Origin of the sequence: Mesorhizobium sp. INR15, from assembly GCF_015500075.1 — a bacterium.
Lineage (GTDB): Bacteria > Pseudomonadota > Alphaproteobacteria > Rhizobiales > Rhizobiaceae > Mesorhizobium.
Genome location: NZ_CP045496.1, coordinates 5966511 through 5979435, shown reverse-complemented (window position 1 = coordinate 5979435; position 12925 = coordinate 5966511). Strand labels below are relative to the sequence as shown.

The 12925-nt window shown below is 62.7% G+C and carries 14 protein-coding genes; 5 read left to right on the top strand and 9 right to left on the bottom strand.

All coding sequences use genetic code 11. The features are described from left to right. Positions 1 to 15: 15 nt before the first annotated feature. From GA829_RS29205 to GA829_RS29195, 3 genes are read left to right on the top strand one after another with little or no spacing between them, the layout of a single operon-like run. Positions 16 to 1128 carry an ABC transporter ATP-binding protein gene (locus tag GA829_RS29205; protein WP_258052005.1) on the top strand — a complete coding sequence of 371 codons (1113 nt, stop codon included), beginning with the start codon at positions 16 to 18 and terminating at the stop codon, positions 1126 to 1128. Beyond that, on the top strand, positions 1121 to 1978 hold the full coding sequence (locus tag GA829_RS29200; protein ID WP_195176014.1) for a 2-aminoethylphosphonate ABC transporter permease subunit: 858 nt from the start codon (positions 1121 to 1123) through the stop codon (positions 1976 to 1978). The genes GA829_RS29205 and GA829_RS29200 overlap by 8 nt, the downstream gene beginning before the upstream one ends. 2 nt (positions 1979 to 1980) lie before the next feature. Next, positions 1981 to 2778, top strand: coding sequence for an ABC transporter permease subunit (locus GA829_RS29195; RefSeq protein WP_195176013.1), 798 nt, complete (start codon positions 1981 to 1983; stop codon positions 2776 to 2778). Between the two features lie 6 nt (positions 2779 to 2784). On the opposite strand, the gene GA829_RS29190 is transcribed toward GA829_RS29195, so the two are convergent. From GA829_RS29190 to GA829_RS29155, 8 genes are all read right to left on the bottom strand, one after another. Continuing rightward, positions 2785 to 3240: a MaoC/PaaZ C-terminal domain-containing protein gene (locus tag GA829_RS29190; RefSeq protein WP_195179854.1), complete on the bottom strand. Its 456-nt coding sequence runs from the start codon at positions 3238 to 3240 to the stop codon at positions 2785 to 2787. After that, positions 3237 to 4310, bottom strand: coding sequence for a Gfo/Idh/MocA family protein (locus GA829_RS29185; protein ID WP_195176012.1), 1074 nt, complete (start codon positions 4308 to 4310; stop codon positions 3237 to 3239). The genes GA829_RS29190 and GA829_RS29185 overlap by 4 nt, the downstream gene beginning before the upstream one ends. Beyond that, positions 4303 to 4632, bottom strand: coding sequence for an L-rhamnose mutarotase (locus GA829_RS29180; RefSeq protein WP_195176011.1), 330 nt, complete (start codon positions 4630 to 4632; stop codon positions 4303 to 4305). Before GA829_RS29180 ends, GA829_RS29185 begins: the two co-directional genes overlap by 8 nt. A gap of 9 nt (positions 4633 to 4641) precedes the next feature. Further along, positions 4642 to 5754 (bottom strand): mandelate racemase/muconate lactonizing enzyme family protein, encoded by a 1113-nt coding sequence (locus GA829_RS29175; RefSeq protein WP_195176010.1) that lies wholly within the window; start codon positions 5752 to 5754, stop codon positions 4642 to 4644. A 5-nt stretch (positions 5755 to 5759) separates the two neighbouring features. After that, entirely contained in the window at positions 5760 to 6857 is a 1098-nt protein-coding gene (locus tag GA829_RS29170) for an ABC transporter ATP-binding protein (protein ID WP_195176009.1), read from the bottom strand. Positions 6858 to 6861: 4 nt separating this feature from the next. After that, positions 6862 to 7728, bottom strand: coding sequence for a carbohydrate ABC transporter permease (locus GA829_RS29165; protein WP_195176008.1), 867 nt, complete (start codon positions 7726 to 7728; stop codon positions 6862 to 6864). 17 nt (positions 7729 to 7745) lie between these two features. Then, on the bottom strand, positions 7746 to 8642 hold the full coding sequence (locus GA829_RS29160) for a carbohydrate ABC transporter permease (RefSeq protein ID WP_195179853.1): 897 nt from the start codon (positions 8640 to 8642) through the stop codon (positions 7746 to 7748). A gap of 128 nt (positions 8643 to 8770) precedes the next feature. Then, on the bottom strand, positions 8771 to 10090 hold the full coding sequence (locus GA829_RS29155; RefSeq protein WP_195176007.1) for an ABC transporter substrate-binding protein: 1320 nt from the start codon (positions 10088 to 10090) through the stop codon (positions 8771 to 8773). A 167-nt stretch (positions 10091 to 10257) separates the two neighbouring features. On the opposite strand from GA829_RS29155, the gene GA829_RS29150 reads away from it, so the two are divergent. Beyond that, on the top strand, positions 10258 to 11043 hold the full coding sequence (locus GA829_RS29150) for an IclR family transcriptional regulator (protein WP_195176006.1): 786 nt from the start codon (positions 10258 to 10260) through the stop codon (positions 11041 to 11043). A gap of 63 nt (positions 11044 to 11106) precedes the next feature. Then, positions 11107 to 11946 (top strand): amidohydrolase family protein, encoded by an 840-nt coding sequence (locus GA829_RS29145; RefSeq protein WP_195176005.1) that lies wholly within the window; start codon positions 11107 to 11109, stop codon positions 11944 to 11946. A gap of 6 nt (positions 11947 to 11952) precedes the next feature. Here the strand turns inward: GA829_RS29145 and GA829_RS29140 are convergent, their stop codons facing one another. Beyond that, a complete protein-coding gene (locus tag GA829_RS29140) occupies positions 11953 to 12924 on the bottom strand; it encodes an ABC transporter permease (protein ID WP_195176004.1) in 972 nt (323 codons plus the stop codon). Between the last annotated feature and the right edge of the window lies 1 nt (position 12925).

The window sequence follows — 12925 nt, the reverse complement described above, 5'->3', positions numbered from 1 at the left end:
ACTGGGACCAGTGTCATGGACATCGACGCCGCGAAAATTCGCGGCGCCGGCTCCAATGTGCACTTCGACAAGGTCAGCGTCGCCTATGGCGCGCATGTCGTTCTGCATCCACTGACCCTGGATATCGCGCCGGGCGAAATCCTGGCGATGATCGGCCCTTCCGGGTCCGGCAAGACAACAGCCTTGCGGGCGGTGGCCGGTTTCGTGCGGCCGGCGAGCGGACGCATCCGCATCGGCGCCACCGACGTCACCGATCTGCCGCCCTATGAGCGTGGCCTCGGCATGGTGGTGCAGAACTACGCATTGTTTCCGCATATGCGGGTCGAGGACAACGTTGCCTTCGGCCTCAGGGCACAGGGCGCCGACAAGGCGCTGATCGCGGAGCGGATCAAGGATGCACTCGGCACGGTCGGCATGTCGGCCTATGCAAGGCGCTATCCGCGCGAGCTCTCGGGCGGGCAGCAGCAGCGTGTAGCAATTGCCCGGGCTCTCGCGGTGCGGCCGCGCGTGCTCCTGCTCGACGAACCGCTTTCCGCACTCGATGCGCAGATCCGCCGCAACATGGTCGAGGAAATCGCTAGTCTGCACCGCAACCTGCCGGGCCTGACCATCCTCTATGTCACGCATGATCAGACCGAGGCGCTTACGCTTGCCGACAAGATCGCCATCATGCGTGACGGCAGGGTCTGTTCGCACGGACCGACGACCGAACTCTACCGCCGCCCACCGAACCGCTTCACCGCCGAGTTCCTCGGCCGCGCCAATCTCCTTCCGGTGACCGTTGCCGAAGCCGCGGGGCCGAAGGGATTTGCCACGGCAAGGCATGGCGATACGGTGCTCACGGGCGCCGGGCGAGATGAGAAGGCTGGCGACAAAAGCCTGCTCTGCATTCGCCCGCAGCACCTCAGCCTCACGGCTGACAGCGAGCACATCAACCGCATCGTCGGCACGCTCAAGGAAGTGCACTGGCAAGGTGAATTGACCCATCTCGTGCTCGATGTCGACGGCACGCCGGTGCGTGTCTCGGCAACGAAGCTGCCGATGGCGTTGCCGGAACCTGGCGCCAAGGTGCCACTGTTCTTCGCACCCGCCGACACCTCGCTGCTCCCGGAGGACGCCGGTGTCTGACGTGGCTCTTGCCAGCGTGCCGGCGGCGAAGATCGAACCGGGCAAGCTGTGGATCGTGCCGCCGGCGGCACTCCTGGCGCTGTTGTTTTTCTATCCGCTGGCGCTTATCGCGCACCAGGCCTTTGTCGACGACAGCGGCATGGCGAATTTCACTGAGGTCACGCGCGTGCTGCAGTCGCGCTTCTTCCTCAATGCGCTGGTCAACACGATCTCGATCTCGGTTGCCGCGACAGCAGGATGCCTCGCCCTTGGCCTCGTACTGGCGCTCATCCTTGCCTTCGTGCCGTTTCCGGGCAGCGGTTTTGTCGCAAGGCTGATCGACACGTTCATCGCCCTTCCGACATTCCTGGTGACGCTCGCCTTCACCTTCCTCTACGGTTCCGCCGGCATGCTTAATGCCGGGCTGATGGAGACCTTCTCGCTGCCGTTGCCGCCGGTCGATTTCCTCTATTCGGCCTGGGGTGTCGTACTGGCCGAGGTGACGGTCTATACGCCCTTCATCCTGCGGCCGCTGCTCGCCGCCTTCTCGCTGGTCGATCGCGGCCAGATCGAAGCGGCCAGCGTGCTTGGCGCCCGCCCGTTCCGTATTGTCCGGCAGGTCATCTTGCCAGCGGCAATCCCGGCGCTCATTGCCGGCGGCAGCCTCTGCCTGCTGTTGACTGTCAATGAATTCGGCATCGTGCTGTTCATCGGCGCCAAGGGCGTCATCACGCTGCCGCTACTGATCTACAACAAGGCGATTCAGGAATCCGCCTATCAGGTCGCTTGCATCATCGCGGTGGTCAACATCCTGTTGTCGCTCGGCCTGTTCGGTCTCTACCGGCTCGCCGCCGGCCGGTTGGGAGCCTAGCCATGCTGGTCTGGTCGCGCTCAGGTCGCATGGTGCTGTGGGCGCTCTTCGCGCTGCTGTTTGGCGTGCTGTTCCTGGCGCCGCTGGCGGTCATCCTTCTGTCCAGCCTCGCTGACCAATGGAACGGCGTGCTGCCCAACGGCCTGACCACCGAGCACTACAGAGACGTTATCCATGGGGCGGCGGGCGATGCGGTCAAGGCCAGCATGATCACCGGTTTCATGGCGAGCGCGCTGGCGCTGATTAGCGGCACGTGGGCGGCGCTGTCGCTCCGGCTTCAGGGCCATGCCTTGAAGCCGCTGCTCGGCCTGCTGTTCTTCATTCCCAGCGCCGTGCCCTCGGTCTCGGTCGGCCTTGGCCTGCTGGTCGCCTTCAGCCATCCGCCGCTGCTGCTAAACGGCACGGTGGCGATCGTCATGATCGCGCATTTCGTGCTGATCTCGGCCTTCACCTTCGGCAATGTCTCGGCTGGGCTGGCGCGGCTTTCGCCCGACTTCGAGCAGGTGGCGTCGAGCCTCGGGGCGCGGCCGGCCTACCGGCTTTGGCATGTGACGCTGCCGTTGATCACGCCCTATCTGGTCGCCGCTTTCGGTCTGAGCTTCGCGCTCTCCATGGGCGAGCTTGGCGCCACCGTCATGGTCTATCCGCCGGGCTGGGTCACGCTGCCGGTCTCGATCTTCAGCCTTACCGATCGTGGCGACATCTTTGCTGGTGCGGCACTGACGATGATCCTGGTCGCGGCAACGCTCGTCCTGCTGCTTGGGCTAGAGCGCATCACCGCGCGCGCCACCGGCGCGTAGGTAGGCTCAGCCCAGCGCCGGCTTGCGCTCGACGATGTAGATGTGATCAGCCGCCAGCACCACTTCACCGCGCTGGTTGATGACTTCGCAGCGCTCGATCACCCGTCCTGACCCTGGCCGCTTGGGATCGTCCTCCTTGGCCGCGATGGTGGTGCGTGTGCGGATCGTGTCGCCGATGAACACCGGCTTGATGAAGCGCAGCCGGTCGTAGCCATAGGAAAAGGCGACCGGGTTGACGATGCTTGCCGTCAACCCGACACCGACCGAAAACACCAGCGTGCCATGCGCGATCCGCTGGCCGAACGGCGTCGTCTTCATGTACTCGGCATCCATGTGATGCGGGAAGAAATCGCCGGTGTGTCCGGCATGGACGATGAAGTCGGTCTCGGTGATGGTGCGGCCGCTGGTGAGGCGTGACGAGCCGATCTCGTAGTCCTCGAAATACTGGATCTGTTCCATCAGGGTCTTTCCGCGATCGGCGTCGCTGGCGCTGCACTCGACTGATAGGCGGCTTCGACCAGCGCCATGGTGCTCCAGGCATCCTCGACCGAGCTGACAAGCGATGCGTCCTCGCCGGATGCAAAACGTTGCACATTGGCCATGCGGCCGACGAAGGCATCGGGGAACCACTCGCCAGCCAGGGGCACCGCCACCCAGTCCGTTTCGCCTTTCGGATAGATCTCCAGCACATCCGGTTCGCCGCGCGGGTAGTCGAGGTTGAGCCCGAGCTTGAGATAGGCCGCGCCCTCGGTGCCGCCGATGCGGAACTCGCAAGCCTGGTGCCGGCGTCCGAACTTGTGGTCGTGGTTGATCGACAGCGCACAGCGTACCGTGTCGCCATAGTCGAGAATGGCGCTGGTGCGCGTCTGCGCCACTGCATGGTTGGGATGGCCGAGCGTCTTGGCGTATACGCCTCTGGGGTCCCCGAGCAATTGCCTGACAAGGTCGAGATAGTGGATCGAATGCATGGCGATCTCGACCCGCGGCGCCTTGAGCAGGAATTCCCAGAGCTCCCACGGCGTCGCCAGCGCCAGCCAGGCGTCGAAATCGACGATCTCGCCGAGCCAGCCTTTGGCGATCGCGTCCTTCAGCGCCAGCATCATTGGTGCGAAGCGGAGCTGGAAATTCACCGCCGCGCGGAGCTTTTTGGCGCGGCATGTCTCAAGGATTGTCGTGGCTTCAGCGAGGTTGCTGCCCATCGGCTTCTGGATCAGCGCCACCGCGCCGTCAGGCAAAGCCTTCAGAACATCGGCATGGCGAGAGGGCGGCGTTGCGAGGTCGAAAATCGCGCCCTTGACGGAAGCGGCTTCCTCAACCGAACGGAAGGCCGTGACACCCCATTGCTCCGCGAGCTTTTCAGCTCTGGCATGATCGGGATCGTAGAGGCCTGCAACCGCAAAACCGGCCTTCCGGTAGGCAGGAAAATGCGCATCACCGACGATCGACCCGGCGCCGAAGGTGACGATGGGCCTGGGGTTGGAGGGTTTGGGCCAGGACTGAACAAGCGAACCAGGGTCGAAACCCCTAGTCATGATGGAAGACCTCGTCCATCGCTGCCCACCATTCGCCTTCCCGACGTGTCGCCAGTGGTTCCTGGCATGGCATGCAGACGGCCCACCATTCCTGTGTCTTTGGATCAGCCGCCATCTTGGCCATATCGGCGGCATAGTCGGTGCCGTGGTACTCGAAGGTGCTGAACAGCAGGTTCTCCGGCCGTTTCAGGTAGATGGAATAGTTCTTGATGTTGCAGGCCGAGATCATGGTCAGCACATCAGGCCAGACGGCGGCATGGAGGCGGACATATTCGTCGACCTTCTCGGGCTTGAGCCCCAGCACCATTCCCATCCGCTGCATTTCAGTCTCCTATTTCGTGATCGCCGTGGTGAATTCGGCGATGCTCATGGCCTTGACCGCGTCCCAGTCCCAGTCGATGCCGATACCCGGTTCGTCCGGCGCCAGCGCTTGCCCATCCTCGATGCGCATACGCTTGCCGGTCAACTGGTCGAGCTGCGGAATATACTCGACATAGCGCCCATTCTGAACAGCGCAGGTCAGGCTGACATGCAGTTCCATCAGGAAATGCGGGCAGACCGGAATGTCGAAGGCTTCCGCCGCATGGGCGATCTTGAGCCAGGGCGTGATACCGCCGATACGGCCGACATCGACCTGCACGATCGAGCAGGCGCCTTTCTGCATGTACTCGCGGAAATGGCGCATGGAATAGAGCGACTCGCCGATGGCGATCGGCGTCGGCGTCGAGTTCGACAGCCGCACATGGCCGTCGATGTCGTCCGCCGGCAAGGGCTCCTCGATCCAGGCGAGGTCAAGCTCGCGCAGCCTGGCGGCCCGGCGGATCGCTTCATCGATCGAAAAGCCCTGGTTGGCGTCGGTCATGATCTCGTAGCCGTCGCCAACCGCCTTGCGCACCGCCGAGAGCCGCGCGAGATCTTCTGACCCGTGCGGCCTGCCGATCTTCACCTTCGAGCCACGAAACCCCTTGGCCTTGGCGGCCAGCGCATCGTCGACCAGGGCTTGCGTCTCGATATGCAGCCAGCCGCCTTCGGTCGTGTAGAGCGGGCAGCGGTCCTTGGCGCCGCCGGCAAGCTTCCACAGTGGCAGACCCTGCTTCTTCGCCCGCAGGTCCCACAGTGCCGTGTCGATCGCCGCGATCGCGATGGCGGTGATCGCGCCGATCGTGGTGGCATGGGTGGCGAATTCGAGATCGTGCCAGATCGCCTCGATCATGTCGGGGTCGCGGCCGATCAGGCGTGGCGCCAGATGGTCGGACAAGAGCCGCATCACCGATGAGCCGCCGGTGCCGATCGTATAGCTGTAGCCGGTGCCGACCGCGCCGTCGGAATCGGTGATCGTCACCAGTGGCGTTTCCTGGCTAACGAAGCTCTGGATCGCGTCGGTGCGCTTGACCTTGGGCACAAGGTCGACCATCCGCAGTTCGACTTTTTCGATCTTGGCCATGTCCGTCAGCTCCGCAATGTCTTGCCGGTGTCGGTGGCAAACAGATGCGCCTGCGACATATCGAAACTCATGGTGATCCGCTCGCCTGATTTCAGCGGCCGCGGGTTCAGCATGCGCGACACCCAGTCCGTGCCATTGAACTCGACGAAGACAAGCGTCTCGTTGCCGAGCGGCTCGGTGACCGTTATTGGGAGTTCGATCTGATGGACGTCGGCAACGCCGCCTGAACTGATGCCATGACCGGTCGGATAAATATCGTCAGGCCTCAGTCCGAAAACGACCTTGGCGCCGGTGACGACATTGGCCTTGAACTGGCCGGGCAGCGGCAGTTTTTCGCCGCTGGCGAAAACCAGGTGTCCGTCATTGACCGTGGCTTCATGCAGGTTCATCGGTGGCGAACCGATGAAGCCGGCAACGAAGCGTGTCGCTGGCCGCCGGAAAACCTCGTCCGGCGTGCCTACCTGTTCGATATAGCCGTCGCGCATGATGACGATGCGGTCGGCAAGCGTCATCGCCTCGACCTGGTCATGGGTGACGTAGATGACCGTCGACTGCACCTTGGCGTGCAGCTTTTTGATTTCCGTGCGCATCTGCGTGCGCAGCTTGGCGTCGAGGTTGGAAAGCGGCTCGTCGAACAGGAAGACATCGGGGTCGCGCACGATCGCGCGGCCCATGGCAACGCGCTGGCGTTGGCCGCCCGACAGTTGCGAGGGGCGGCGGTCCAGCAGCGTGTCCAAGCCGAGGATGGCCGATGCCTCAGCGACGCGGCGGTCCATGTCGTCCTTGGCGGCCCCCGCGATCTTCAAGGAGAAGCCGAGGTTTTCACGCACCGTCATGTGCGGATAGAGCGCGTAGGACTGGAACACCATCGAGATGTTACGCGAGCGCGGCGGCAGGTCGTTGACGACGCGCCCGCCGATCTCGATCGAGCCGGCGCTGATTTCTTCCAGCCCGGCGATCATGCGCAGCGTTGTCGACTTGCCGCAGCCGGAGGGGCCGACCAGCGCGATGAATTCGCGATCAGCAATGTCGAGATCGATGCCATGCACGATCCCGATATTGCCGTAGCGCTTGGTCAGCTTGGTGAGGGAGACGGTTGCCATGAGGTCAGCCTTTCACCGCGCCGGAGGTCAAGCCGCCGACAAGGTGTTTCTGGACGATGTAGGTGAGGGTGAGCGCCGGGACGATCATCACCACGGCCAGCGCGCACATGCCTCGCCAGTCGATGGTGAACTCGGCGGTGTAGTCGAGCAGGCCGACCGGCAGCGTCTTGGCGCTTACCGAACGAGTCAGTTGCGAGGCCAGCGCGAACTCATTCCAGCAGGTCAGGAAGGCGAAGATCGCGGCCGACGCAATGCCGGGTCCGGCGAGGGGAAACTCGACCTGCCAGAACGCCTGCCAGCGTGTGCAGCCGTCGATCTGCGCGGCCTCCGCCAGATCCTTGGGTACCTGGCGAAAGAAGCCGTCGATCAGCCAGATGGTGAAGGGCACATTGAGCGCGACATAGGCGAGGATCAACCCGAAATGCGTGTCGATGATGCCGAGCCGTACATAGAGGAAGAACAGCGGCAACGACAGCGCGATGCCGGGCACCGTGCGCGTGAGCATCAGGCCGAGGAAGACGCCTGACTTGCCCCGAAAACGGTAGCGGGCGAAGGCGTAGCCGCCGGCCATGCCGATGGCCACTGCGATGGCGGTCGAGGTCACCGAGATGATCAGCGAGTTGCGGAAATACTCGATGACAGGAATGCCGCCCTTGCCGATGCCGCTGAACATCGCGACATAGGCGTCGAAGGAAATCTCCTGCGGGATCCATACCGGCGGCTTGGCCATGATCTCGACCGTTGGCCGCAGAGACGACAGCACGATCCAGAGGCCCGGCAGGCAGATCGTCAGCATCGCCAGGAACAGGCCGATGCGATAGGCGATGCCAAGCAGCCGGCGCTTCAGCCGGGCGGAAGAATTCTCGTCCATCTTCATCACCGCGCCCTTCACCACTCTGCACCGATCTGGGTGCGCGCCGCGGCGAGCTTGTTGAAGAAATAGACGGTGAAGGCGATGGACAGCAGGATCGAAAAATAAGCCATGGCGTTGGCCATGCCCATGCGCCCGTCGCTGTAGGCGGTGCGCGCCACCAGCGTCCACAGAAGCTCGGTGCGGCCTGCGGGCCCGCCGTCGGTCATGATCTTGACGATGTCATAGGCTCGCGCGACGTCAAGCGAACGGATGGTCATCGCGATATAGGCGAAGGGCATGACGAACGGCCACGTCACATAGCGGAAGGTCTGCCAGGGCGTGCAGCCATCGACACGCGCCGCCTCGATCGGCTCCTTGGGCATGGCGAGTAGTCCAGCGAGGATCAGGATGGCGAAGATCGCGGTCGACGACCAGATCTCGGCGATCGAGATGGCGATGAAGGCGAGATGGCTTTCGATCAGCCACGGTATGGCGTTCCGCGTGATGCCGAGCGACTGCAAGGCATTGTTCACCAGGCCGATATTGTCGTTGAACATGAACTTGAACTGGAAGCCGACCAGGATCGGTGAGAACATCATCGGAAACATCATCAGCGTGCGCAGGATACGCTGGCCGCGTGTCGCCTTTTCAACCAGCATCGCCAGGCCGAGGCCGAGCAGCATTTCGAGATTGAGCGCGATGGTCAGCAACAGGACTGTGCGGCCGAACGCCCACCAGAAATCGGTGTTGGCCAGGATCGAAAGATAGTTCCGGAAGCCGACGAAGACGTAAAACGTCTCGGGCTTGGTCAGGCGGAAAGGCGTGAAGCTGGAATAAAGCGACAGAAGCAACGGCACCACGACAACCGCCGCCAATACGATCATCGCCGGAAGCAGCAGCAGGAATGGCGCGGATGGCTTGAAGCCCTTCATCAGTATCCCTGAAATGTTGGTTTCGATTTTCAGGCAGAGGCCCATCGTGGATCTGCCTGTGCGCTCGCGCCGGTACACGATTGCCTCCCCCATCCTGTGATGGGGGAGGCAGCCTTGACCGCGAATGCTCAGAGCTTGCCGGCGTCCTGAAGGATCTGCGTCGCCTTGGCGGCGGCTTCGTCCAGTGCCTGCTTCGACGTCTTGTCGCCGAGGATGGCTGCCTGCAACTCGGGATAGACAGCGTTCGAAATCTCGATCCACTCAGGCGTCTGCGGCACGGCAAAGGCGTGCTTGGCTTCTTCCTGGAAGGCGGTCAGGACCTCCTTCTTGTAAGGATCGCTTGCCGCCTGCTGGAGATCCCAGTCCCAGACAGCGGTGCGGGTTGGCAGCGGGCCTGCGGCGGCTTCGAGCTTCTGGCTATCCTCGTTGGTCAACCACCACACAAGCGATGCGGCAGCCTCCTTGTTCGGGCAGTTTTCGGTCACCGAGAAGCCATGGAAACCAGACCAGCCGGTGCGCTTGCCGGAGGAGCCCTTGGGCGCAACCTTGACGCCGACATTGCCGGCGACCTTCGACGACTTCGGATCGTTGAAGAACCCGGCCCAGCCCGGCCAGTCGAGATTGATGGCGACAGTGCCCGAGGCAAAGCCCTGGCCGAGATCGTCCCAGAGGTAGTTGGTCGTGCCGGCCGGTACGGCCTTGGCCTTGTAGAGGTTGACGAACCAGTCGAGCGCCCGGATGCCGGCTTCGGAGTTGAACACCGGCTTGCCGTCCTTGTCGAGATATTCGCCGCCCTCGGCGACCACCATTTCGTAGAAGCGGCCGTTGATCGCCTCTTCCTTGCCGGCGAACTGCGTGCCGTAGAAGTTGGGCGGGTTGGCGAAGAACTCCGCCTGGTCGGTGACTTCCTTCCAGGTGTCCGGCGGCATCAGGTCATAGCCGTATTTCGCCTTGAACTTGGTCTTGTTGTCGGCGTTCTCGTACAGGCTCTTCTGGTAGTAGAGCGCCGAAACGTCGAACTGGGCGCGAGGCAGCATCTCCAGTTTGCCGTCGATGGTCGCCGACTTGATCGTCGAAGGCACGAACGCATCGATTTCCGATTTGGGCAAGAGCTTGCTGAGATCGGTGTAGAGCCCCGTATATTGCGGCGCGAACGACGAATGGTTCCAGCCGACGCACCAGTTGGTGCTGCCTGAGGCGATGTCGGACTTGAGTTCCTTGTCGATGTCGAAGCCGTTCTTCTTGGTCAGGATGTTGACCTTGGCGCCTGTCAGCTTCTCCCATTCCGGGATACGTTCATAGAGCTTTTCATATTGCTGGCCACCGATCAGCTTCACATCGATGGTAACGCCTTCGAACTTGCCGGGCAGGTCGCCGGCAAGGGCCGCGCCTGCACCGAATGCAAGCGCCAATGCGCCGGCGGACACGCCGGAAAGCAGTCTGTTCATTGGTATCCTCCCTTGGTGCGCCTTGCGGCGGCCGCAACTCGTCTGATGACAAGAAGCGATACATTCATATACAAACAAAACATTCATAGATACGTCAAGACGAAATTTGTTTCCGCCAACTGCGTTCCTGCGTATATGAAGAGGTCAATTCACTGGGGAAACGGCGCATGGATGACAGCGAAGACGAGCGGTACCGTGCGCCGGCCCTTGACAAGGGGCTCGACATTCTCGAACTGCTGGCCGGCGTCGATGGCGGTCTCACCCAGGCGGAAATCGCCAAGAAGCTCGACCGCAGCCCCAACGAGTTCTACCGCATGCTGGACCGGCTGGTGCGGCGTGGCTACGTCACGCGGCTCGACGGCGACCGGTATTCACTGACGCTCAAGCTGTTCGGTCTTGCGCAATTGCACGCGCCGGTGCGCAGGCTGGTTTCCTACGCCACGCCGCTCATGCGCGAACTGGCTGAGACCTCGCAGCAGGCCAACCAACTTGTTGTTTTTGATCGTGGTTCCGCCGTGGTGATTGGCCAGCAGGAGGCTCCGAACTACTGGGGGATCTCGATCCGGGTCGGCTCGCATATCAGCCTGTTCGACACCGGTTCTGGTCATGTCCTGCTGGCTTTCCGTTCACCGGAAGAGCGGCAGATGATGATTTCCGAACATGTCCGCAGCACCGACAAGACCGCGCAGCCTCCGGAATTCTATGCCCGGCTCGACCAGATTCGCGACCGCGGCTACGAGATGATGGCTTCGATGCAGACAGCCGGCGTCTACAATCTCTCGGCCCCGGTATGCAGTTCCGACGGCAAGGCGATCGCGGCGCTGTCGATTCCCTACATAACGGTGATCAACGCACCGTCCGCGCCTGACATCACCAGAACCATCGAACTTTTACAGGCAACGGCCGAAAAGCTGTCGCATCTGGCGGGGTCGGCGGTGGGCGCATCCGCCTAAATTCTTATTTGAATGAAGAATTTCTCCGTGAGATAGTTTGAAATCAGGAGGAGGAGAGCCGCCATGATCATCGATACCCATCTGCATCTCATCGATCGCTCGGCGCTGCACTACCCCTGGCTTGCGGGCGTCCCGGCCCTCGATCGCGATTTTTCCTACGACGAGTACGCCACGGAGGCGCAGCGGGTCGGCGTCGGGCGCGTGATGCATATGGAGGTCGATGTTGATCCGGCTGACATCGAGGCCGAAACCGATCGTGTCGAAGGCCTGGCTCGTGAGAGCGGCAGCATGCTGGTTGGGGCGATCGCGGCCTGTCGCCCGGAAGAGGCGGACTTTCCAGCCTACCTCGAGCGCCAGCAAGCAAAGCCCTTCGTCAAGGGCTTCCGCCGCGTTCTCCACGTCATGCCAGACGATCTCTCTGAAAGCGCTTTGTTCCGGGACAACATCCGGCGGCTTGGCGGCACCGGCCTGACCTTCGATTTCGTCGTGCTGCCGCATCAGATTCCAAAGGCAATCGCGCTTGCCGACCTGGCGCCCGACGTTCAGTTCGTGCTCGACCATTGCGGCGTGCCAGACATCAAGGGCAATGGCGAGCATCCATGGCGCGAGCACATGAGCGAGATCGCGCGGCGCCCCAATGTGATGGCAAAGATCTCGGGTGTGGTTGCCTATGCCGATGCCGGCAGCTGGACGGTTGAGACGCTGCGGCCCTATGTCGAACACACGATCGGTGCCTTCGGCTGGGATCGTGTTGTCTGGGGCAGCGACTGGCCCGTCTGCACGCTTGGCGGCGGCCTGTCGACCTGGGTGGCGGCGACACACGCGCTGCTTGCCGGTTGCAGCGTCGCAGAGCGTGACAAACTGCTGTCGGGAAATGCCCGCAAGCTTTGGCGGTTGAAATAGCCGCGCTCAGATCGTCGTCGAGACGTGCCGTTCGCGGCCATAGAGCGAGACCAGCAGCACGATGACCAGGCCTAGTGCCGCCTGCACCGCTGACGGCTGGAAGCCGAGACCGATCAGCAACGTGTTGATTTCGGTCAGCACCAGAACGCCGGCGATCGTGCCGAGATAGCTGCCCCGCCCGCCGACAAGCGCCGCACCGCCGACGACCACGGCCGCGATGGTCTGGAACAGATAGGGCTGCCCGACATCGCCATAGGCGGAGCCGGTGAAACCAAGCAGCAGCACGCCCGCGACAGCCGCGAAGAAGGCACTTGCGGCATAGGTGATGACCCACATCCGAACCGGATCGATCAGCGCCAGCGGCGCCGCGTCCGGATTGCTGCCCAGCGCGTAGAGCCGCCGCCCATAGGGAGTACGTTCCAACACCAGCACGACGAGCGCGGCAAGTACAACCAGGCTTGGCACCAGCCACGGAACCGGCAACGGCCCAGCCGACCCGCCGATCGACACGAAGCTCGAAACGGCTTCCGGTGCGGAGCCCGAGGGGAAACCCGCCGTCCACAAAAGCACCAGGCCTTGCACGATCATGCCGATACCCAGCGTGACGATGAGCGGCTGGATATCCAGGCTGCGCGAGATCAGGCCGTTCAGCCCGCCGATCATGATGGCGAGCACGCCGACGAGGCCGCAGACGAGAACAAAATTCCAGCCATCGCCATAAAGCTGCGCCGCCACGACATTGGCGAAGCCTATGACGAAGGGGATGGAGAGGTCGATACCACCCATGATCACGACCAGCGTCTGGCCAATCGAGGCAACGGCAAGCAGCGAGGCGAGCACCAGCATGGCGCGCACGGCGAAAGGCGCCGAATAGCCTGGAATGAGAACCATGCCGGCAAGGTGCAGCACGGCCGCGACGCAGAAGGCGCCGACGACGCGGGCATTGGTTGTCGCGAACAGGTTTTGGCCGATGGCCATG